This is a genomic window from Devosia aquimaris (genome assembly GCF_020169335.1).
GTDB classification, from domain to species: Bacteria; Pseudomonadota; Alphaproteobacteria; order Rhizobiales; family Devosiaceae; genus Devosia; species Devosia aquimaris.
On the sequence record NZ_JAIEZN010000001.1, the window covers coordinates 2592910 to 2613058 of the forward strand.

Sequence of the window (20149 nt, forward strand, 5' to 3'; positions counted from 1 at the left end):
CCCGGGCCTGCGCCCGGGCTTTTCTCTGTCGGCCAGGCCGATCAGGTGTACTTGATGTACTTTTCGCGGGCGACCAGGAACGGGGCATCGGTGCCCTCGGTGCGCTCGCGCAGCAGGTTGAAGGCCGAGATGAAGCTCTCGGCGGTTTCCTTGGTGAGTGCATCGCCGCCTTCGCGGATCTCGGCGATCACTTCCATGGCCGCCTTGGCGCCGGCTTCGAGGATTTCCTCGGGGAAGCGGCGCACCTGCACGCCATGCTCGTCGACCAGCGCGCGCAGTGCACGCGGGTCATTGGCATACATATCCGATGCCACATCGTCATAGGACGCCTGGGCACAGACCGCGACCAGCTCCTGCAGGTCCTCGGGCAGCTCGGCCAGCTTGGCCTTGTTGACCACCAGTTCGGTGGCCAGGCCCGGCTCGACGAAGCTGGGGAAGTAGTAGTTCTTGGCCACCTGGTAGAAGCCCAGCGCCAGGTCATTGTAGGGACCGACGAACTCGGCCGCATCGAGCGTGCCCGACTGCAGCGCGGCAAAGATTTCGCCGGCCGCCATATTGGTCACCGAGGCGCCCAGCTTGCCCCACACCTGGCCACCCAGGCCCGGCGTACGGAAGCGCAGGCCCTGCAGGTCCGCCACACCGGTCAGCTCGTTCTTGAACCAGCCGCCGGCCTGCGTGCCGGTGTCACCCGACAGATAGCCCTTGAGACCGAACTGGTCGTAGATCTTGTCCCACTGTTCCTGGCCGCCCAGATAGCGCACCCAGGCCGCCAGCTCGCGGCTGGTCATGCCATAGGGAACACCGGTGAAAAAGCTCAGGCCCTGGCTCTTGTTCTGCCAGTAATAGGCAGCGCCATGGCTCATTTCGGCCGAACCATCGATCACCGCGTCCAGCGCCTGCAGACCCGGCACCATTTCGCCGGCGGCGAACACCTGCACGGTCAGCCGGCCACCGGACGCCTTGGTGATGCGATCGGCCAGCTTCTGCGCGCCAACGCCCAGGCCCGGGAAGTTCTTGGGCCAGGTGGTGACCATGCGCCAGGTGATGTTGCCCTGCGCGATTGCCGGCGTCGCCAGCGTTGCCGCCGCGGCTGCGCCGATAGTGGCAACCGATGCGGACTTGAAGAACTCGCGTCTTTTCATTCTCTTCTCCCTTTGTGTCGTTCGCGCGCTGCGGCGCGAAAGCCGGTATCGGTGCCACCTCTCCCAAAACAGCCCGACCCAGTCTTGCCTACAAGACCAACCCGCTGCGGCTCTGTCCAGCATCATGTTGCGGCCAGTGGCGCCCCGTCCGTCAAAAATCTTTCGCGCCCCCGGGATTAAACCGCCGCGAACGGTGTTGTTGCCTGTACGGGACGCAACCGCGGACCCGAACCTAGGAGGGAACATCCCATGCAACTTCGGTCCATTCTCGCTGGCGCTGCAGCGCTCGCCCTGTTTGCCATGCCGGCCTTTGCCGCCGACTATGTTGGCGGCGCTGTCAAATCCGCCGACATCGGCGGCAAGATGGTGCTGACCGGCGCCAATGACATGACGCTCTATATCTTCGACAAGGACACCGCCGGCGTCACCAATTGCTATGACAAGTGCGCCACCAACTGGCCGCCGCTGCTGGCCGATGCAGATGCCAAGCCCGAAGGTGACTTCACCCTGGTGGACCGCACCGACGGCACCAAGATGTGGGCCTACAAGGCCATGCCGCTCTATTTCTGGAAGGACGACATGAAGGCCGGCGACATCACCGGTGACGGCGTCGGTGGCGTCTGGCATCTTGCTGTCGAATAATCGGCGAGCGCGGTCTTGGACAGTTTTCTCGATCAGGTCGAAGCCTGCGTACCGGCCCTGCGGCGCTATGCCCGGGCGCTGACGCGCAATCTCGACCTGGCCGATGATCTGGTTCAGGATTGTCTGGAACGCGCCATCTCCCGGCGCGGGCTGTTCCGCCCAAGCGGGCCGGTCCGCGCCTGGCTCTTCACCATTCTGCTCAACCTCTATCGCAACAGCCTGCGCACGGCGCGACATCAGCCGAGCACGGTCGATTTCGACAGCATTGCCGAGCCATCGACCCCGGCGCCGCAGCCGGGCCATCTGGCACTGGCCGAAATGGCCCGGGCCATCGACACCCTGCCACTGGAGCAAAAGGAAGCCTTGCTGCTTGTGGCCCTCGAAGGCCTGCCTTATGCGGAGGCCGCTGCCATCCTGAAGATTCCGCAAGGCACGCTGATGAGCCGGCTGGGCCGCGCCCGCGCCGCCCTGCGCCTGGCGACCGGCACGCCGGCCGAGCCCCATCTGAGGACGGTGAAATGACCGAGATCACCCGCGACATGCTGATGGCTTATGCCGACGGCCAGCTCGAGGCCGACCAGCGCCTGCTGGTGGAGGCCCATCTGGCCACCAATCCCGAAGCCGCGGCGGAAGTGGCCCTGCTGCAGCGCCAGTCCGATGCCATCCATACCCTGTTTGATCCCGTCGTTGCCGAACCCGTGCCGGCCCGCCTGCGGCCCCGTCGCATCGCCGCCGAGGCCAGTTCGCGGCGCCTGCAATCCTGGCGCTGGGCTGCGGCAGCCGTTGTGCTGGTCGGTCTCGGCCTCGGCCTGGGCTGGTTTGGCCGGCCCCTGCTGAGTGGCGCCCCGCCCAGCCAGACCCTGATCGCCGATGCGGTCAACGCCCATACCGTCTTTGTCGCCGAGAACCGCCATGCGGTGGAAGTGCCCGCGACCGACGAGGATCATTTGACGGCCTGGCTGTCCAACCGCCTGGCCACCCCGCTGGGCACGCCGGACCTGACCGGCGAGGGCTTTACCCTGGTCGGTGGCCGTCTGCTGCCCGGCCAGCCCGATGCCGGCGGCCGCGCCGCGCAGCTGATGTATGAAAACACCGCCAAGGACCGCATCACGGTCTATGTGACTGCCGCCCTGCCCGACCGCACCCCGGCCTATCAATTCGCCGATGCCGGTGGGGCCGAGGCCTTCTATTGGGCCAATAGCCGCATCACCTGCACCGTGGTGGGGTCCCTGCCCGATGACCAGATGAAGGCCGTGTCGCAGGCCGTGTACCGCCAGATGACCGAAGGCGACGTCACCGCGGGCCAGGCCTACCGGGGCTAGGCCGCGCCCCTTAAGCTTGCAGCCTTACGGGGCCAGCGGCGCGCGGCGCGGCGGAATGTCGTTGGAATAGATATTGTGCAGCCCGACATTGACAATGTCGCGCTCGCCGCACAGCGCCATGGTGGTGTCGAGCTCCTTGCGGATGATCTCGAGCACGCGCGCCACGCCCGCCTGGCCACCGGCGCCCAGCCCATAGAGCATGGGGCGGCCGATAAAAGTGCCCTTGGCACCATAAGCCAGCGCCTTGATCACATCCTGGCCTGAGCGGATACCGCTATCGAGATAGACCTCCGTGCGCTTGCCGATCGCATCGATGATCTCTGGCAGCACGCGAATGGTCGAGGGCGCGCCATCGAGCTGACGCCCGCCGTGATTGGACACGATCACCGCATCGGCGCCGTTCTCGACCGCGGCAATCGCATCCTCGCGGTCGAGCACGCCCTTGACGATCACCGGGCCGCCGAAGCGTTTCTTGACCCAGGCGACATCGGCCCAGTTGAGCGTGGGGTCGAACTGGCTCGACGTCCAGGCCGAGAGAGAGGCCAAGTCGTGATTGCCATCCACATGGCCCACGATATTGCGGAAGGTATGCCGCTTGGTGCCCAGCATGCGCGCGCACCAGATGGGGTGCTGCATCATCTGAAAGATCGAATAGGGCGTGAACTTGGGCGGTGTCGAAAGGCCATTGTGAATGTCCTTGTGGCGCTGGCCCAGGATCTGAAGATCCATCGTCAGCACCAGCGCCGAACACTTCGCCGCCTTGGCCCGGTCGATCAGCCTTTCGATGAAGCCGCGATCGCGCATCACATAGAGCTGGAACCAGAATGGCGCACTGGTGTTTTCCGCGACGTCCTCGATCGAGCAGACCGACATGGTCGAGAGCGTGAAAGGAATGCCGAATGCCTCGGCGGCCTTGGCCGCCTTGATTTCCCCGTCGGCGATCTGCATGCCGCCGGTCGCCGCCGGGGCAATGGCCACCGGCATGGTGATGGTCTTGCCCAGCATGGAGGTCTTGAGGTTGCGGCCCTCCAGGTTCACCGCCACCTTCTGGCGCAGGCTGATCTTGTTGAAGTCGCTCTCATTGGCCCGATAGGTGCCTTCGGTATAGCTGCCGCTGTCGGCATATTCGAAGAACATCTTGGGCACCGAACGCCGCGCCTTCTCCTTCATCTCGGCCACGGTGAGGATCTTGTCGAGATTGGGCATGTGCGCACTCCTGCGGTGTGATCCTGCCGTAACAACTAACATGTTAGTCGTCAATTGGCAGTTGGGCGCTTCGAGGGGACATCTGTGCGCCAACTGCCACTCATGTCTATTTGGCGCCAAGGCCGCCCCAGCCACCGTAATCACCCGGCTTGTCCGGGTGATCCATGGGGAAGCTCCCGACGTCCAGAGGCCAGCCCTGGATTGCCCGGACAAGCCGGGCAATGACGGCGAATGCGGGGAAGTATGAACGGGCGCTCTTGCAGAAGCAGTCTGCCTCCCAAAACGCGGTGTCATCCCCGCGAAAGCGGGGACCCATCCCGAGATCGCGTCGCAACCGCAAGATGGGTCAAACGGACCACATGGCGGCATTTCCGCAATCTCCGGATGGTCCCCGATCCACGCCAAGGTGAAATCTGCGCACAGACGCCTCGGTGACAAAGCCTTGTCAGCACCGCCGACTTCTCGTCATATGCAGGCAAAAACGGGGGAGACACACCATGGCCATCGGCGGCGACGCGCTCGAGTTCATCGACAAGAAATTCTATGACCTGACCATCGGCATAGCGCCGCTCGAAGTGCTCTATGACGGCTGCCGCTGGGCCGAAGGGCCGGTGTGGTTTGCCGATGGCAATTTCCTGGTCTGGAGCGATATTCCCAACAACCGCATGCTCAAATGGGTGCCTGACCTCGGCGTAACGACGTTCCGCACGCCCTCCAACTATGTCAACGGCAATACCCGCGACCGTCAGGGCCGGCTGATCTCCTGTTCGCATGGCGCCCGCGCCGTGCTGCGCACCGAGGCCGATGGCACCATCACCACGCTGGTCGACAGCTATCAGGGCAAGCGGCTCAATTCGCCCAATGACGTGGTGGTCAAGTCCGACGGCACCGTCTGGTTCACCGATCCGCCCTACGGCATTTTGAGCGACTACGAAGGCTACAAGTCCGAGCAGGAACAGGCCGGCTGCTACGTCTATCGCTTCGACCCCGCCTATGGATCGCTGACCGTGGTGGCCGATGATTTCGCCAAGCCCAATGGCCTGGCCTTCTCGCCCGATGAATCGATCCTTTATGTCTCCGATACCGGCCAGAGCCACGACCCCGACTACCCGGCCCATATCCGCCAGTTCAATGTCGAAGGCGCCAGGCTCACCAACCCAAAAGTGTTTGCCGACATCGACTCCGGCCTGCCCGATGGCTTCCGGCTCGATACGCAAGGCAATGTCTGGACCAGCGCCGGGCTGGGCGTGAATGTCTATGATCCCGCCGGAACGCTCCTGGGCCGCATCAAGACCGGTGCCAAGACTTCCAACGTGGTCTTCGGCGGCCCGCGTCGCAATCGCCTCTTCATCACCTGCAGCCAATATGTGATGGCCACCTATGTCAGCGCGACGGGGCTGCAGCGGCCCTAGCGGGCGCCCAGCCGGGCGAGCACGAAGTTGGCCCGCTCGGCGACGCTGACCTTGGGCAGAATGGTGACGTGGTAGCCCAGCGCCGGATAGGCCTGCAGCAATCGGGCATATTCGGCCTCGGCAGCCGCCAGCCCATGCTGGCGCTCGGCATCCTGCACATAGATTTCCGGCCAGGGTGGCACCAGGAACACCTCATCATGGTAGTGCCGCACCGGCCCCAGGCTTTCGATCAGCGGCACGCCGCACAGATGCGCCAGCGCCGCCGCGGCATCCACAAGGCCGCGATCAAAGAACACCCAGCCGGGCTGGTCGGCTGCCGCGGCAATATCAGCCTGTGCCATGGCAATGGCGCGCCGGGCAAAGGCAGCGGCATCGACCCAGGGCAAGGCCGCTCCGCTTCCGGCCAGTTCCTCGGCCACGATACGACGCCCCGGTTCAGGCAAGCAGGCATGGCCACGCCGCGCCAGTTCGTCGAGCAGTGTCGATTTGCCGCCGCCCGAGCAACCCGAGAGAACAACAAAGCGACTGGATGCGTGATCTGGTCTAGGCAATTATGGACACTCCATGTGAAGTCGGAAAACAGCGCCCTGATCGGGGATGCGAAACAAGCGGAACAGCGCGTGGAACCAGCCGATTTCATCACCAGCCATCTGCAGCTCAAGCCCGTGCCGGGCCTGCCCGGCATCAGCCTCTATACCGCCCATGCCGGCAGCCGGCTGTCACGGCTCTTCAGCGAGGACGGCGACGATCCGCCGGCGCCCTATTGGGCCTATCCATGGGCCGGCGGGCTGGCCCTGGCGCATCACTTTGCCGCTCATCCGGAACTGGTCGCCGGCAAACGCGTGCTTGATCTGGGCGCCGGGTCGGGCCTCGTCGGCATCGCTGCGGCACAGGCGGGCGCCCTGGTTCAGGCAGCCGAAATCGACGCCAATGGGCGCGCCGCCATTGGCCTCAACGCGGCGGCCAATGGCGTGGCCATCCCGCTGCGAGAGATTGATCTCGATGGCCCGGCGCCCAAAGCCATCGACCTGATCGCTGCGGGCGATGTGTTCTACAACGCCGAGGTCGCAGCGCTCATGCTGCCGTTTCTCCGGCGCTGCCAGGCCAACGGCATCACCGTTTTGATCGGCGACCCCGACCGCCGCGACCTGCCACGCGATGCGCTCACCGAGGTCGCCCGCTACACGGTCAGCGATGTCGGCGATGCCAGGGACACCGCCAACCGCATGGGTGTAGTCTATCGCCTGCGTTGAAGCGGCAGATTACATCGTCGCCCCGACCTGCCAGGGCACGAACTCATTGTCGCCATAGCCCAGGGCTTCGGACTTGGTCGGCTCGCCCGAGGCGGTCTTGAGGATGAGATCGAAAATCTCGCGGCCCTTCTCCTCGATGGAGACGCCATCGATGATGTCGCCGCAGTTGATGTCCATGTCCTCGGTCATGCGCGCATACATGTCCGAATTGGTGGCCAGCTTGATCGAAGGCACCGGCTTGCAGCCATAGGCCGAACCGCGCCCGGTGGTGAACGCCAGCACATTGGCGCCGCCCGCCACCTGGCCAGTGGCCGAGACCGGATCAAAGCCGGGCGTGTCCATGAACACAAAGCCCTTTTCGGTGATCTTTTCGGCATATTCATAGACCGCCGTCAGCGGCGTCGTGCCGCCCTTGGCCGCCGCACCGAGCGACTTTTCCAGAATCGTGGTCAACCCGCCCAGCTTGTTGCCCGGCGAGGGATTGTTGTTCATCTCGCCATGGTTGCGCTTGGTATAGTCTTCCCACCAATGGATGCGGCTGATCAGCTTCTCGCCCACTTCGCGCGTCACCGCGCGGCGGGTCAGCAGATGCTCTGCGCCATAGATCTCAGAGGTTTCGCTGAGGATGGCAGTGCCGCCATTGCGCACCAGGATATCGGCAGCATGGCCCAGCGCCGGATTGGCCGTGATCCCCGAATAGCCATCGGACCCACCACATTGCAGCGCCAGCACGAGTTCGGAGGCATCCACCGTCTCGCGCCGGGCGCGGGCGGCGATGGGCAGCATTTCCTTCATCTGCTCAATGCCCCATTCCACGATCTTGCGCGTGCCGCCGCGCTCCTGAATGGTCATGGTCTGGAAGGTGTCGCTCTCGACAATGCCATAGGTCTCCTTCATCCGGCCGATCTGGAACACTTCGCAGCCCAGCCCCACCAGCATGGCCGCGCCCAGGTTGGGGTTGGACGTATAGCCCCACTGCGTGCGCTGCAGGATGTTGAAGCCCTCGCCGCGGCTTTCCATGCCGCAGCCCGTGCCATGGACGAAGGGCACGACGCCGTCGATTTCCGGATAGTCATCGAGAATACCCGAGCGGTTGATGCCCTCGGCAATGAACTTGGCCACGGTGGCCGAGCAGTTCACCGAGGTGAGGATCCCCACATAATTGCGCGTGCCCACCGAGCCATTGGCGCGGCGATAGCCCTCAAAGGTTGCGCGCTCTTCCACCGGGATCATCTCGGGGGGAATGGCGCCCTCGGCAAAGGCATAGTCATGCGTCAGCGAGCCATCGGGGCCACCCATGCCGCAATTGTGCTCATGCACCCAGTCGCCGGGCACGATGGCTTCCTTGGCAAAGCCGATGATCTGCCCAAACTTCAGGATCGGCTCGCCTGCCGCGATGGGCCGAATGGCAAATTTGTGCCCCTTGGGCACACGGCGCACGATGGCCGGACCCTGCGGGGTGGCACTGCCCACCTCCAGGTTGACAAGGGCCACTGCAATATTGTCTGCGCCATTGAGCACCAGCGTGCGGGGCTGCGGACGGGTCATCGTGTCGGACATAAAAAGGGCTTCCAGTGCTAGGATCTCAACCGCGCTTTACCAACGGGCCACAAACCGACAGATTGCAGGGCAACCCACAGCGATGATCGTTGTAAAGCATCACGGCACTAACTAACATGTTAGCATGACATCGCCAGCAAGTCCCTACTCTTTTCTGACGCCGCAGACTGCGCTGACCCGCGGCAGCGTGACTGCCGAGGTGACGGCGGCGATTCGCCAGGCCATCGTGCGGCTCGACCTGCCGCCGGGCAGTGTCATCGACAAGTCGCTGGTCTGCCAGCAACTGGGCGTCTCGCGCTTTCCGGTGAGCGAGGCCCTGTCACGGCTGCAGATCGAGGGCCTGGTCGACATTGCCCCGCAGCGCGGTTCCACCGTCTCACTGGTCCGCATCGCCGACGTGCGCGAATATATGCTGATCCGCAAAGGGCTCGAGAGCGAGGCGCTCCGTGTCTTCATCGGCAGCCATGACAGCGAGCTGATTGCCGCGCTCAAGGCCAATATCGCCGAACAGCGCATTGCCGCTGAACACGATGATGCCGAAGGCTTTCACGCCATCGACATCGAGTTCCACGACATCATCTTCCGGGCCATGCAGTTCTCCAAGATCAAGGGGATCATCGACAGCGCCCGCGCCAATCTCGATCGCGCCCGCCGGCTGATCATCACCCCGCGCCGGCTGGCGCTGACCATTGCCGAGCACCAGGCCATTCTCGATGGCATCCTGGCCAGCGACCAGGCCCGGGCCACAAGCGCCATGCGCGCCCATATCGACGCAGTGATGGTGGAGCTCTTCGCCTTCGCCCGCGAGCATCCCGGCCTGTTCGCCGATGGCGACACCCTGGGCAGCGACAGTTTTCCGTTTGGCTGAGGAGGCCACCAAGAATGCTCAAGAACATTCCCCCCATCCTGGGACCCGACCTGCTGGGCATCCTGCGGGCCATGGGTCATGGCGACGAGATCGCCATCGTGGACGCCAACTATCCCGCCGATTCGGCCGGGCCGGTGCTGGTGCGCCTGGATGGGATCAGCGCCACCGATGTGCTCGACGCCGTGCTGACGCTGATGCCGCTCGATGACTTTGTCGATGAGCCGGTGCTCACCATGCAGACCGTCGGCGATGCCGGCAAGCGCGAGCCTGTCGTCGATGCCTTCGACACCATCGTGCGCAAGCATGAGCCCAAGATGGGCGTCTCCTCGCTGGAACGCTTTGCCTTCTACGACCGCGTCAAGACGGCCTATGCCATCGTCCAGACCGGCGAACGGCGCCTGTACGGTAATATCCTGCTCAAGAAGGGCATTATCCGCCCCGACGCCTGAGACCAGCGCGAGGCCAGCCAGACCCTGTACCAAGGTTGGCCTCGACACACTGACATGTTAGCTCTATGCACGGGCCGACGGCACAAGGACATCCAATCATGAAACTGCTCCGCATCGGCGCCAAGGGCGCTGAAAAGCCTGCCATTCTGGCGCAGGACGGCTCCATCCGCGACCTCTCTGGCATTGTCGGCGACATCGGCGGCGACACGCTCACCCCCGAAGGCCTGGCCCATGTCGCGGCTGTCGATGTAAGCACCCTGCCCCAGCTCGACGCCAACCAGCGCATCGGCGCCTGCGTGGCCAATGTCGGCAAATTCATCTGCATCGGGCTCAACTACGCTGACCATGCCGCCGAAACCGGCGCCAAGATCCCCGAAGAGCCCATCATCTTCATGAAGGCCACCAGCGCCATCATCGGCCCCAATGACGATGTGATCATCCCCAAGAACGCCATCAAGCCGGATTGGGAAGTCGAACTCGGCGTCGTCATCGGCAAGGAGGCCCGCTATGTCGACGAGGCCAATGCCATGGACCACGTCGCCGGCTATTGCGTGATCAACGACGTCTCCGAACGCCATTTCCAGACCGAACGCGGCGGCACCTGGGACAAGGGCAAGGGCTGCGACACCTTTGGCCCCATCGGCCCCTGGCTGGTGACCCGCGACGAAGTCGCCGACCCGCAGAATCTCAAGATGTGGCTCGAGGTCGACGGCAAGCGCTACCAGAACGGCTCGACCAAGACGATGATCTTCGGCGTCGCCAATGTAGTCAGCTATGTCAGCCAGTTCATGAGCCTGCAGCCCGGCGACATCATCTCGACCGGCACGCCCCCCGGCGTCGGCATGGGCATCAAGCCGAACCCGGTCTGGCTCAAGCCCGGCAACGTCATGCGCCTGGGCATCGAAGGCCTCGGCGAGCAGGCCCAGAACGTGAAGGCCTATAGCGCCTGAAAGGGCGACATCCTTGCTCCCCCTGCCCTCGGCAGGGGGAGGGGATGACTTTGCGCGGCTCCTGAGCGACGGCTGCTAGGAGGGGGTCACGGAAAGGCAGGTCTTGGAGTGGCGTGCCCTGAGGCGGACAGCGATTGACCTCGACTTATGCCTAGGCCGGCCAGTGACCCGTGCCGCTTGCCCATCCCTCAAGCCGGGGCGAACATCGGCATGTCCGCCCCGGATCGTCTACCGCTTCTGCGACCATGCTATCGCATCGGGGCCGGCCGGCAGGACTGCTGGGCAGTCTGGGTCGGTCGCGGAACGGAAGACAGCCTCGGCGACATCGGACGCAGTGGTGACCTGCTCGGGGGGCTGGCTCTGCAGGTGGACGAGGGCTTTCTGCGCGAAATCGGCATAGGCCGGCGGAAACCAGCCTCCCTTGGCGACGCGCTCCTGGATATTGGCCGCAAAGCTCGTGGCGGGTGCGAGGCCGGGAACAACAACCCTTGCCCTGACATTGAACGGGGCCAGTTCACCGGCGGCTGCTTCGGTCATCGCCGTCACGGCGGCCTTGCTGGCACGGTAGACGGCCAGCAGCGGCATTGGCGCGTATATGGTGCTCGACGAAATATTGACGATGGTGCCGGACTGCCGTTCGCGCATACCCGGCAGCACAGCCTGCATCATCGCAATCATGCCGAACAAATTAGTTTCAAACACCTCGCGCGCCGTATCGATTGGCGTGCCTTCCAGCGCATTGAACCAGCCGATGCCAGCGTTGTTGACCAGGACGTCGATTTGTCCGGCCTGCGTGAACGCCGCGGCGATCGAGCCTGAGTTAGTGACGTCGAGGGGCAGGACATGCAGGCGCTCGGACGCCGGCATCGTGTTGGCGGCGGGATCGCGCATGCTGGCAAAGACGGTCCAGCCCTTGTCGATAAAGTGCAGAGCGGTTTGGCGGCCGAAGCCGGTCGAGCAGCCGGTAATAAGAGCGGTGGGCATCCAGATATCCTTGGTATTTGCGTGTGCACCGAATATATGAGGGTTTCCTCAGTTTCGGTAATCGCATTATGAACCGGCCCGCCCCATCGCTCCTCAGGCCCCGAAAAGCGCCCAAACAAGCGCGTTCAACCGCGACACTGGAGGCAATCCACACGGCCACTATTCAGGTTTTGCTTGCTGAGGGCGTTGGCCGGCTGACGACCGCGCGTGTGGCCGAACGTGCCGGGGTCTCTATCGGGACGATGTATCAATACTATCCGCACAAGCAGGCGCTTCTGTTTGCCATGGTGGAACGGCAACTCGAAACCGTTATTGGTTTCATGCTGACTGCCGCCGAGCAACTACGCGGACAGGATGTCGGCACGGTCGCCGAGGGCCTTGCTCTGGCGTGGATCGATGCCAAGACGCCCGAATCCGAGGCCTTCCGAGCGCTCTATGGTGTTGTTGCAGAGTTTGACCTAGCGGAGGGCATGGGGCAGGCTTTGGCGCAGATGACAGAGGTGTTTTCGGGCCTTCTGGCTGCCGCGCCCGATGCCCATTTCGCCGACTGCGAGGCGGTCGCATTCATGCTTGCGGTGATCATCGGCGGGACGGTTCGTATGCTCCTCGATACGGCAGCCTCGCCGGACAATCTGGCACGCCTGCGCCAAGAACTGCCCCGCGCGTGCCGTGCCTATGTCGCCTCCGCGCGATAGATGTCCAGCACGTCTGATACAGTCCACTTGTTGATCGAGGACGGCCTCCGGGGACCCACGGTGGAATGACTGAATGGGGATCGCCAGCAGCCAAACCGCATTCGCCCCACATTGGGCTCGCCCCCACCTCTGCTGGGCCTATAGTGGACAGGGCGACGATGCCCGCCCCCCTAAGGCCGCCGCGCCACCAGGTCGATCTCCACCAGCGCACCCACGGCCAGCGCGGTGACGCCCACGGTCGTGCGCGCCGGCAGCTTGCCCGCCTCGAAAAAGCTAGGCCACAGCGCATTGAGCGCCGCATAGTCGCGCTCGAACTGCGTCAGGTAAATCCGCGCCATGGTGACATGCTCGAGCCCCAGGCCGATGCCGCCCAGCACGATTCTGAGATTATCCATCACCTGGCGGGTCTGCGCTTCCACACCCTCGGGCAGCGGCGCGTCGGGCGCCGCGGGATTGGTGGGCATCTGCCCGGTGACAAACACCCAGCCATCTGCCTCGACAGCGTGTGAAAAGGGTGCAACCGGCCGCGGACCGGACGCAATCATGTGGTGGAGCAACTCGCCCATACGAAAACCTCAATGATAATGCTTGAGCGTGACGGTCTGGCCAGCCATAAGTCAACCACCGGTGGCGCTTGCCCACCACTGTTCGGCCCAATAGCTCGGAAGCGGCATGTTCGACATCTTCCACGCCGTATCGGTCTATCTCGAGAGCTTTCTGAACACCATCTCGGGCAATTTCTGGCTCACCTTCTGGTTCATCTTTGCGGTGGCGATCGGTGAAGCCGTGTTCATCCTGGGCCTGTTCGTGCCCTCCACGCCCGTGCTGCTGCTGGCCGGCGGAATCATCGCCGAAGGCCGCCTGCCCTTCTGGGAAGTCTATTTCGCCGCCGTGCTGGGCGCCATCATCGGCGACGCCATCTCCTACACCATCGGGCATTTCCTCAAGGACACGATCAAGGAGATCTGGCCCTTCCGCAACCATCGTGACCTGATTGCGCGCGGCGAGGCCTTTTTTGCCCGCCATGGCGGCAAGGCCGTGTTCATTGGCCGCTTCATTCCCGGCGTCAAGGCGGTGATCCCCGGCGTCGCCGGCATCATGGGCATGAACTATGGCTTCTTCACCCTGATCAATGTCACCTCGGCCTTTGCCTGGGCGGCGGCCCATATCCTGCCCGGCATGCTGCTGACGGCCTGGCTCAAGTCGATCGGCCTTTCACTCGAACTGGTGATCGTGGTGGGCACGCTGATCCTGGCGGCCCTGTTTATCCTCATCCACTCCTATCGCCGCATCCTGCTGTTCTTCGCGCCCTGGCTGGGCGGCCTGGGCCGCGCCATGCAGGCGCGCTGGTCCCAGTCGGACCCTGGCCACTGAGCGGCGCCCGCAGCGCCAACTTTGCCGGTTGACGGCGCCGCCCCGGCACGGTCTCCTGCCGCAACACCAAGCGGCGAGGCAGACCCGATGAACGACAATGAAATGACCGTGCAGCGCGAAGACGGGCCGACCAGCGGCCGCTATGTCATCCGCCTGTCGCCCCACGCCGAAGCCGAGATGACCTTTACCCGCGGCGCTGATGGCCTGATGACCATCAACCATACCGGCGTGCCGCCTGAGTTCGAGGGCCGCGGCATTGCCGCCCGCCTGGTCAACAAGGCCATTGAAGATGCCCGCCACGAGCACTTCAAGATCCACCCGGTCTGCTCCTATGTGGTGGCCCAGTTCCGCCGCCACCCCGAATGGGCAGATCTGAAGGCCTGATGCCTGGATTGATTCAGGCTGAAATTGACGCGGTTCAATCGCCCCCTCCCCCTTGAGGGGAGGGCCGGGGTGGGGGTGGTCTTGAATGACACCGACAGAGCAACGCTATGCAGATCCGCCCGCGGAGGGACGGGTGATGGAACTGCGTCCTCTGAACTTGAAAACTATCGCCCCGAGGCGCTCTTGCGGCGGAAAATCTCGGTGAGCCGCGCCAGTGCCACCAGATGGATATTTTCAGGCGTACGCGGGTCTTTCAGGCACACCACATCGCTGACCACCGTGAACACGCAACCGTCACGCTCGCCGGTGGCGGTGAATTCGAGCCGCCGTCGCTCGGGCCAGTAGCGCGCATAGGTCACCTTGAACTGCACGGCTCACCCCGCCGCCAGGGGCTCGTAGCTGCCGCTGGCGCACAGCGGGCTGTCAAAGGTCTTGATCTGGCTGGCGCTGCCATTGCCGCGCAGCACCACGATCACCTCATAAAGGCCCGTGCTGGCTGCCGGTCGCATGACATCGCCGGCCAGGTCGAGAACGGGCTTGAGCTTGGTGGGCGGCTTGGCCGTGGTCGCAACGCCGCGCACGCACACATACCAGCGCTTGGGGCCAAAGGCACTCTCGCCAATGGTCAGTTGCGGGGCCGAGATGCTCATGCCGGGGGACGCCGCATCGCCCAGCGCCCGCAGCGCCCGCGCCTTGTAGTCGGCCGGATAGGCTTCCTCTGCTCCCGACACCTGTATGCTCTGTGGACCGGGCATGGTGCCGCTGCACCCGGCCAGGCACGCGACCAGCATCGACACTATCAGCAGCCTCGCCATTGCTTCTCCCGACCGGTCTGTACAACCGCCTCGCCAGGCGATTTCGCCTGCCGGTGCAAACTATACACCCTGGCCGATCAACGGCAATTGTCAGCCCAGGGAAGCGGCGGATTGGGGGACACCCAGGCTCTCTGAATCCAGGATCACCGTGGTATTGCGACCACCATCCTTGGCCATATAGAGCGCGGTATCGGCCATTTCTATGGCCATTTCGATGGTGTCATTGGCCTGCACCAGGCAGGCGCCCAGGCTGCAGGTGATGCTGATGCCATCGCCGGTGGGCAGCGGGATCGGTTGACCCACGATATTGGCAAAGACCGCCTGGGCGGCGAGGCGCAGTTGCTGCGGCGTCGAGGAGCCCAGCAGCACCACGAATTCGTCGCCACCCCAGCGGGCGCAGATATTGTTGGGGCCGATCGACTGGGCGATGCGATGGGCCACCTCGAGCACCACGGCGTCCCCGGCGGCATGGCCATGGGTGTCGTTGACGCCCTTGAAATGGTCGATGTCGATCAGCAGCAGCGCACGCGAGCGCTCCTGCATGCCATCTCGGAAGGCGGCGAGAAAGCCGCGCCGGTTGGATAGCCCCGTCTGTCCGTCGCGGAACGCCAGCTCCTCCAGCTCTTCGGTGCGCTCGCGCACCTTGCGCTCCAGGCTTTGCGTGTGTTCGGCCACCGTCACCGCCATCTCGGTGAAGGCGCCGGAGAGCCGGCCGATCTCGTCCTGCCGCGTATCGCCCATCGACAGCGCCGGCCAATAGTCGCCCACCCGGGCGGCCCGCACCACATCCTCAAGCCGCGTCAGCCGATCGAGCACCTGCCGCTTGAACACCAGCACCATCACCGTGGCCACCAGCGCCATCACCGCGGCCAGCAGCAGGCCGATGGGCACAAACAGGCGCCGGTCGATGATGCTGTCGACATCCATCAGCGTGACGTTGAACCATCCCAGCTTGTCCAGATAGCCCACGCCCACCAGCGTGCGCTTGCCGCCGATCGACATGAACTCGGACTTCACCAGGTTCTGGCCGTCTGCCACCTCGTCCAGAAGCGCCCGCAGCGCCAGCTTGTCGGTGGCCGTGTCGAGCAAGGAGAAGACCGAGCGGCGCTCATCCTCGACGTCCGACAGGCTGCGCAAATCCACCATGTTCTGGTCGCGATGGGCCTGGATGGCGCCGCGCCGGTCCACGAACATGGTCGAAACGCCCAGCTGGGGCACATTGACCACTTCCTGGATGAAGGCGCTGAGGTCGATGCCGGTGCCCAGCACACCCAGCACGCGCCCACCTTCGCGGATGACGCAGTTCATCCACACCTTGGTGAGCTGGAGATGGGCGTCGTTGTCGACATTGAGATGACAGCCGCTGCCCAGCGCAGCGGTGGCGAAATACCAGGCGTCGCGGGGATTGTTGGCCTCGATGCGATAGCGCAGCTGGTTGCCGGCAAAGGCATTGGCCGCATCGTTGAAATAGTAATTGCCCGAGGCGCCGATGACGAAGAAGTAGCTGCGATCGACAAAGGAGCGGCGGAAATGCTCCAGCTCGGCCAGCCCGCGCTGCTTGTAGGCCGGCTCATCTTCATGCAGCGCCCAGTCGCGCACCGCCTGCGAGCCGGCCAGGGTCTCGGCCAGCGAGACCTCGCGCATCAACGTTTCGAGCCCGCGATAGCGGTCGTAGAGCACCTGCTTTTCGGCAAACAGCGTGCCCAGCTGGATCACCGTGGAATTGACGATCCAGGTGAAGGCCGCATAGGCGGGAATCGCAACGGCAGCAAAGCCCAGCAGCACGAACACGAGGACGCGCATGCGCAGGCTGCTGGTGATCGTGCGACCAAACTCGAAAATGGGGACCTCGCCGACGCGGGTTGCGGGCCGCTGGCAACGGCCCAGATACCCCCTTAATGTCTGACACCACATCTATAAAAGCGGTTAACGACTCCAAAAGAGCCGCACAAAATCCACCGTTGAGGTCCCAAGGAGGGCCGCGCGACTTGTCCCGCCCACGCCGCGCTGCCCGTGGTCAGACCATGGCCAGGAAGGCCTGGGTGCGCACCAGTTCCTCGTTGCGCAGTTCGTGGCCACCCGCATGCCATGTCAGCGACGTCTCGGCCCCCTGCGCGGCAAAATAGTCATGCAGTTGCTGCGTCATCGCCGCTGGCGCCATGGGGTCGCGCTGACCAGCCGTGATCAGCACTTTTTTGCCGGTGAAGTCGGCCGCCGGTGGCGCAAAGGGGATCAGCGGGTGCATCAGCACGCTGGCGTCGAACAACTCGGGCGCGGCAAACTGCACCGCTGCCAGGATATTGGCGCCATTGGAATAACCCAGCCCCACCACCGCGCGTGGCGTGCCTTCAGCCCGCCGGGCCGCGACAAATGCCGTCATGGCTTTGACGCGCTCGGCCAGGTCGGCCATGTCATAGACGCCCTCGCCGGTGCGCCGGAAGAACCGCAGCGCCCCGCCTTCGCTGACGTCGCCGCGCGGCGACACGATGCGCGCCTCGGGCATCAGCTGGCCGGCCAGCTCGAAAAACTGGTTCTCGTCGCCACCCGTGCCGTGGAACACAAGGAACAGTGGCGCCGTCGGGTCGGCGGAACCGCCTGCGCGAAAATAATAGTCGGCCATATGCGATCTCCTGACTGGGGTTGGTTGCAATATTGGCGCCGCCCCTGTTTCGAGCAACCGCAGATATCGCCACACACTGTCGCCAAATTGGAAACGATGCTGAACCGCCCGCCCCCGGCGCCCGTATGCAATCCAGGAGGCGCGCCATGACCCAATCGCTGCAAAGCTTTACCCCTGGTGGCCTTGCCGTGGTGATCGGCGCCAGCGGCGGCATCGGCCAGGCCCTGACTGCCCAGCTCGCCGCGTCAGACCGCTTTGCCCGCGTGATTGGCCTGTCGAGGCGCGACGACGCGCTCGACATCACCGACGCCGACAGCATCGCCCGCGCGGCCACCCGCCTGTCTGATACCGGCCTTCCGTTGCGACTGGTGATTCTGGCCACCGGCCTGCTGCATGATGGCGACATGCAGCCCGAAAAGAGCTGGCGCCAGCTCGACGGCGCAATGCTGGCCAGGAGCTTTGCGGTCAACGCCATCGGCCCGGCGCTGGTCGCCAGGCACCTGCTGCCCCTGCTGCCGCGCCAGGACAAGGCGGTGTTTGCGGCGCTCTCGGCCAAGGTGGGCAGCATTGGCGACAACCGCCTGGGCGGTTGGTACGGCTATCGCGCCGCCAAGGCCGCGCTGAACCAGCTTATGCACACCGCCGCCATCGAGCTGGCCCGCACAAGGCCCCAAGCCATCTGCGTCACCCTTCACCCCGGCACAGTGGCGACGACCCTGTCTGCCCCCTTTGGCGGGCCCGGCCACCCGGCCGTGGCGCCCGAGGCGGCGGCAGGGCGGCTGCTGTCTGTCATCGATGGCCTGACCCCGGCCGAAAGCGGCAGCTTCCTCGACCACACCGGCCTGCCCCTGGCCTGGTGACCCCTTGCGCCGGTGGCGCCCTGTGCCAGAATGGCGGACATGTTCCTGTCCATCTTCGACGTCTTCAAGATCGGCATCGGCCCCTCGAGTTCCCACACCATGGGCCCGATGACGGCGGCACGGCGCTTTCTCGACGAGCTCAAGTCCGGCGCCGCGCCGCGCGCTGCCCGCGCCACGCCAGCGGCCCTCACGGCGAGCCTGCATGGATCGCTGGCCTTTACAGGCATCGGCCATGGCAGCGGACGGGCGGTGATTCTGGGGCTGAGCGGGCAGGAGCCCGGCAAGGTCGATCCCGACGCCATCGACGCCATCATTGCCCAGGTGGAGGCGGAGGGTCGCGTACACCCGCCCGGCCACCCCGCCTATCGCTTCCGCCCCGCCGTCGACCTCGTCTTCGACAAGACCACGCCCCTGCCCGGCCATCCCAATGGCATGCAGTTCACCGCCTTTGACAGCGACGGGCAATTGCTGCTGCGCCGCGCCTATTTCTCGGTCGGCGGCGGCTTCGTGCTGAGCCAGGAGGAGCTGGGCCAGCTCAAGTCACCCCAGCCCCTGCCGCAGGATGTGCCTTTTCCCTTTGCCCATGCCGCCGACATGCTGGCCATGGCCGAAGCCTCGGGCCTCTCCATCGCCGGCATGAAGCGGGCCAATGAGGAAAGCCACCGCAGCCGCCCGGCGCTCGATCGCGGCATTGATGACATCTGGTCGGCCATGAGCGGCTGCATCGATCGCGGCCTGGCCCAGGACGGCACCCTGCCCGGCGGCCTGCGCGTCAAGCGCCGCGCCAGTGCCATGCACCGCCAGCTCGCACAACAATGGCAGCGCAACGAGATCACGCCATTGATGGCCAATGACTGGCTGAGCCTTTATGCCATGGCGGTCAATGAGGAGAATGCCGGCGGCGGGCGTGTCGTCACCGCCCCCACCAATGGCGCCGCCGGGGTCATTCCCGCCGTGATGCGCTATTTCCTCAAGTTCAATGCCGCTGCGGGCGATCAGGCGGTGCGCGACTATCTGCTGACGGCCGCCGCCATCGGCGGCATCATCAAGCACAATGCCTCCATCTCCGGCGCCGAAGTGGGCTGCCAGGGCGAAGTCGGCTCGGCCTCGGCCATGGCCGCCGCCGGCCTCTGCGCCATCATGGGCGGCACCCCCGCCCAGGTGGAAAACGCTGCCGAAATCGCCCTCGAACACCATCTGGGCATGACCTGCGATCCGGTGGGCGGCCTCGTCCAGATCCCCTGCATCGAGCGCAACGCCTTCGGCGCCGTCAAGGCCGTCACCGCCGCCTCGCTGGCCCTGCACGGCGACGGCACCCACGCGGTCCCCCTCGACGCCTGCATCGAAACCATGCGCCAAACGGGCCTAGACATGTCCGACCGCTACAAGGAAACCAGCCTCGCGGGCCTGGCAGTCAACGTGGTGGCGTGCTGAGGGTGGCACATTGGGGCCAGTTGCTTCCGCGGTGTCAGCGTAATATACCCACGCTGGGGTAACTGAGGGCTGGATCGCGGGCTCTGCTCATCTTGCGTCGAGTAGGCAAGCGTGGTCGTGGAGGCAATCCGATTTCCGATCAGTTTTGATCGTGCAAACCATTATTTGGGCTTGCGCGT

Annotated in this window: 23 protein-coding genes; 13 read left to right on the forward strand and 10 right to left on the reverse strand. The window is 64.6% G+C overall.

Annotated elements, in window-relative coordinates; genetic code table 11:
* Positions 1–41: 41 nt before the first annotated feature.
* The gene (locus K1177_RS12450) at positions 42–1142 is read right to left on the reverse strand and encodes a TRAP transporter substrate-binding protein (protein WP_224703600.1); all 1101 of its coding nucleotides are present in this window, start codon (positions 1140–1142) and stop codon (positions 42–44) included.
* Positions 1143–1391: 249 nt separating this feature from the next.
* Between K1177_RS12450 and K1177_RS12455 the strand changes: the two genes are divergently transcribed.
* From K1177_RS12455 to K1177_RS12465, 3 genes are read left to right on the forward strand one after another with little or no spacing between them, the layout of a single operon-like run.
* Entirely contained in the window at positions 1392–1784 is a 393-nt protein-coding gene (locus K1177_RS12455; protein ID WP_224703601.1) for a COG4315 family predicted lipoprotein, read from the forward strand.
* A gap of 15 nt (positions 1785–1799) precedes the next feature.
* Positions 1800–2306, forward strand: coding sequence for a sigma-70 family RNA polymerase sigma factor (locus K1177_RS12460; protein WP_224703602.1), 507 nt, complete (start codon positions 1800–1802; stop codon positions 2304–2306).
* Positions 2303–3106, forward strand: a complete 804-nt coding sequence (locus tag K1177_RS12465; protein WP_224703603.1) for an anti-sigma factor family protein — start codon at positions 2303–2305, stop codon at positions 3104–3106. Before K1177_RS12460 ends, K1177_RS12465 begins: the two co-directional genes overlap by 4 nt.
* A gap of 24 nt (positions 3107–3130) precedes the next feature.
* On the opposite strand, the gene K1177_RS12470 is transcribed toward K1177_RS12465, so the two are convergent.
* A complete protein-coding gene (locus K1177_RS12470; RefSeq protein ID WP_224703604.1) occupies positions 3131–4312 on the reverse strand; it encodes an alpha-hydroxy acid oxidase in 1182 nt (393 codons plus the stop codon).
* Positions 4313–4809: 497 nt separating this feature from the next.
* Here K1177_RS12470 and K1177_RS12475 point away from each other — a divergent pair, with 497 nt between their 5' ends.
* Positions 4810–5724 (forward strand): SMP-30/gluconolactonase/LRE family protein, encoded by a 915-nt coding sequence (locus K1177_RS12475; RefSeq protein WP_224703605.1) that lies wholly within the window; start codon positions 4810–4812, stop codon positions 5722–5724.
* On the opposite strand, the gene K1177_RS12480 is transcribed toward K1177_RS12475, so the two are convergent.
* Entirely contained in the window at positions 5721–6275 is a 555-nt protein-coding gene (locus tag K1177_RS12480; RefSeq protein ID WP_224703606.1) for an AAA family ATPase, read from the reverse strand. The two genes, K1177_RS12475 and K1177_RS12480, sit on opposite strands and share 4 nt — an antisense overlap.
* A 69-nt stretch (positions 6276–6344) precedes the next feature.
* On the opposite strand from K1177_RS12480, the gene K1177_RS12485 reads away from it, so the two are divergent.
* A complete protein-coding gene (locus K1177_RS12485; protein WP_224703607.1) occupies positions 6345–6977 on the forward strand; it encodes a class I SAM-dependent methyltransferase in 633 nt (210 codons plus the stop codon).
* A 9-nt stretch (positions 6978–6986) separates the two neighbouring features.
* Here K1177_RS12485 and K1177_RS12490 read toward each other — a convergent pair whose 3' ends face one another.
* A complete protein-coding gene (locus K1177_RS12490; RefSeq protein ID WP_224703608.1) occupies positions 6987–8537 on the reverse strand; it encodes a UxaA family hydrolase in 1551 nt (516 codons plus the stop codon).
* Positions 8538–8661: 124 nt separating this feature from the next.
* Here K1177_RS12490 and K1177_RS12495 point away from each other — a divergent pair, with 124 nt between their 5' ends.
* From K1177_RS12495 to K1177_RS12505, 3 genes are all read left to right on the forward strand, one after another.
* Positions 8662–9405 (forward strand): GntR family transcriptional regulator, encoded by a 744-nt coding sequence (locus tag K1177_RS12495; RefSeq protein WP_224703609.1) that lies wholly within the window; start codon positions 8662–8664, stop codon positions 9403–9405.
* Between the two features lie 14 nt (positions 9406–9419).
* Positions 9420–9854, forward strand: coding sequence for an RbsD/FucU family protein (locus tag K1177_RS12500; protein WP_224703610.1), 435 nt, complete (start codon positions 9420–9422; stop codon positions 9852–9854).
* A gap of 98 nt (positions 9855–9952) precedes the next feature.
* Positions 9953–10804: a fumarylacetoacetate hydrolase family protein gene (locus K1177_RS12505; protein WP_224703611.1), complete on the forward strand. Its 852-nt coding sequence runs from the start codon at positions 9953–9955 to the stop codon at positions 10802–10804.
* A 228-nt stretch (positions 10805–11032) separates the two neighbouring features.
* On the opposite strand, the gene K1177_RS12510 is transcribed toward K1177_RS12505, so the two are convergent.
* Positions 11033–11788 (reverse strand): SDR family oxidoreductase, encoded by a 756-nt coding sequence (locus tag K1177_RS12510; protein ID WP_224703612.1) that lies wholly within the window; start codon positions 11786–11788, stop codon positions 11033–11035.
* Positions 11789–11856: 68 nt separating this feature from the next.
* On the opposite strand from K1177_RS12510, the gene K1177_RS12515 reads away from it, so the two are divergent.
* Positions 11857–12483: a TetR/AcrR family transcriptional regulator gene (locus K1177_RS12515; protein ID WP_224703613.1), complete on the forward strand. Its 627-nt coding sequence runs from the start codon at positions 11857–11859 to the stop codon at positions 12481–12483.
* Positions 12484–12653: 170 nt separating this feature from the next.
* On the opposite strand, the gene K1177_RS12520 is transcribed toward K1177_RS12515, so the two are convergent.
* The gene (locus K1177_RS12520) at positions 12654–13028 is read right to left on the reverse strand and encodes a RidA family protein (protein WP_396120166.1); all 375 of its coding nucleotides are present in this window, start codon (positions 13026–13028) and stop codon (positions 12654–12656) included.
* A 127-nt stretch (positions 13029–13155) separates the two neighbouring features.
* On the opposite strand from K1177_RS12520, the gene K1177_RS12525 reads away from it, so the two are divergent.
* The gene (locus K1177_RS12525; RefSeq protein WP_224703614.1) at positions 13156–13857 is read left to right on the forward strand and encodes a DedA family protein; all 702 of its coding nucleotides are present in this window, start codon (positions 13156–13158) and stop codon (positions 13855–13857) included.
* 87 nt (positions 13858–13944) lie between these two features.
* Positions 13945–14241: a GNAT family N-acetyltransferase gene (locus K1177_RS12530; protein WP_224703615.1), complete on the forward strand. Its 297-nt coding sequence runs from the start codon at positions 13945–13947 to the stop codon at positions 14239–14241.
* Between the two features lie 164 nt (positions 14242–14405).
* Here K1177_RS12530 and K1177_RS12535 read toward each other — a convergent pair whose 3' ends face one another.
* From K1177_RS12535 to K1177_RS12550, 4 genes are all read right to left on the reverse strand, one after another.
* Complete coding sequence (locus tag K1177_RS12535) at positions 14406–14612, reverse strand: hypothetical protein (RefSeq protein ID WP_137153216.1); 207 nt, start codon at positions 14610–14612, stop codon at positions 14406–14408.
* A gap of 3 nt (positions 14613–14615) precedes the next feature.
* Entirely contained in the window at positions 14616–15056 is a 441-nt protein-coding gene (locus K1177_RS12540) for a hypothetical protein (RefSeq protein ID WP_224703616.1), read from the reverse strand.
* A gap of 90 nt (positions 15057–15146) precedes the next feature.
* Positions 15147–16859: a sensor domain-containing diguanylate cyclase gene (locus K1177_RS12545; RefSeq protein WP_224703617.1), complete on the reverse strand. Its 1713-nt coding sequence runs from the start codon at positions 16857–16859 to the stop codon at positions 15147–15149.
* A gap of 214 nt (positions 16860–17073) precedes the next feature.
* Entirely contained in the window at positions 17074–17676 is a 603-nt protein-coding gene (locus tag K1177_RS12550) for an alpha/beta hydrolase (RefSeq protein WP_224703618.1), read from the reverse strand.
* Between the two features lie 146 nt (positions 17677–17822).
* Here K1177_RS12550 and K1177_RS12555 point away from each other — a divergent pair, with 146 nt between their 5' ends.
* Together K1177_RS12555 and K1177_RS12560 are read left to right on the forward strand one after the other, a co-directional pair.
* On the forward strand, positions 17823–18536 hold the full coding sequence (locus tag K1177_RS12555) for an SDR family NAD(P)-dependent oxidoreductase (protein ID WP_224703619.1): 714 nt from the start codon (positions 17823–17825) through the stop codon (positions 18534–18536).
* 39 nt (positions 18537–18575) lie between these two features.
* On the forward strand, positions 18576–19970 hold the full coding sequence (locus tag K1177_RS12560) for an L-serine ammonia-lyase (RefSeq protein ID WP_224703620.1): 1395 nt from the start codon (positions 18576–18578) through the stop codon (positions 19968–19970).
* Positions 19971–20149 lie beyond the last annotated feature (179 nt).

Coding starts and splice junctions, on each gene's coding strand:
- K1177_RS12470 (WP_224703604.1), bottom strand. CDS start 4,312: ATGCCCAATCTCGACAAGATCCTCACCGTGGCCGAGATGAAGGAGAAG.
- K1177_RS12530 (WP_224703615.1), top strand. CDS start 13,945: ATGAACGACAATGAAATGACCGTGCAGCGCGAAGACGGGCCGACCAGC.
- K1177_RS12475 (WP_224703605.1), top strand. CDS start 4,810: ATGGCCATCGGCGGCGACGCGCTCGAGTTCATCGACAAGAAATTCTAT.
- K1177_RS12550 (WP_224703618.1), bottom strand. CDS start 17,676: ATGGCCGACTATTATTTTCGCGCAGGCGGTTCCGCCGACCCGACGGCG.
- K1177_RS12505 (WP_224703611.1), top strand. CDS start 9,953: ATGAAACTGCTCCGCATCGGCGCCAAGGGCGCTGAAAAGCCTGCCATT.
- K1177_RS12500 (WP_224703610.1), top strand. CDS start 9,420: ATGCTCAAGAACATTCCCCCCATCCTGGGACCCGACCTGCTGGGCATC.
- K1177_RS12495 (WP_224703609.1), top strand. CDS start 8,662: ATGACATCGCCAGCAAGTCCCTACTCTTTTCTGACGCCGCAGACTGCG.
- K1177_RS12525 (WP_224703614.1), top strand. CDS start 13,156: ATGTTCGACATCTTCCACGCCGTATCGGTCTATCTCGAGAGCTTTCTG.
- K1177_RS12555 (WP_224703619.1), top strand. CDS start 17,823: ATGACCCAATCGCTGCAAAGCTTTACCCCTGGTGGCCTTGCCGTGGTG.
- K1177_RS12450 (WP_224703600.1), bottom strand. CDS start 1,142: ATGAAAAGACGCGAGTTCTTCAAGTCCGCATCGGTTGCCACTATCGGC.
- K1177_RS12490 (WP_224703608.1), bottom strand. CDS start 8,537: ATGTCCGACACGATGACCCGTCCGCAGCCCCGCACGCTGGTGCTCAAT.
- K1177_RS12455 (WP_224703601.1), top strand. CDS start 1,392: ATGCAACTTCGGTCCATTCTCGCTGGCGCTGCAGCGCTCGCCCTGTTT.
- K1177_RS12560 (WP_224703620.1), top strand. CDS start 18,576: ATGTTCCTGTCCATCTTCGACGTCTTCAAGATCGGCATCGGCCCCTCG.
- K1177_RS12545 (WP_224703617.1), bottom strand. CDS start 16,859: ATGCGCGTCCTCGTGTTCGTGCTGCTGGGCTTTGCTGCCGTTGCGATT.
- K1177_RS12520 (WP_396120166.1), bottom strand. CDS start 13,028: ATGATTGCGTCCGGTCCGCGGCCGGTTGCACCCTTTTCACACGCTGTC.
- K1177_RS12465 (WP_224703603.1), top strand. CDS start 2,303: ATGACCGAGATCACCCGCGACATGCTGATGGCTTATGCCGACGGCCAG.
- K1177_RS12515 (WP_224703613.1), top strand. CDS start 11,857: ATGAACCGGCCCGCCCCATCGCTCCTCAGGCCCCGAAAAGCGCCCAAA.
- K1177_RS12540 (WP_224703616.1), bottom strand. CDS start 15,056: ATGGCGAGGCTGCTGATAGTGTCGATGCTGGTCGCGTGCCTGGCCGGG.
- K1177_RS12510 (WP_224703612.1), bottom strand. CDS start 11,788: ATGCCCACCGCTCTTATTACCGGCTGCTCGACCGGCTTCGGCCGCCAA.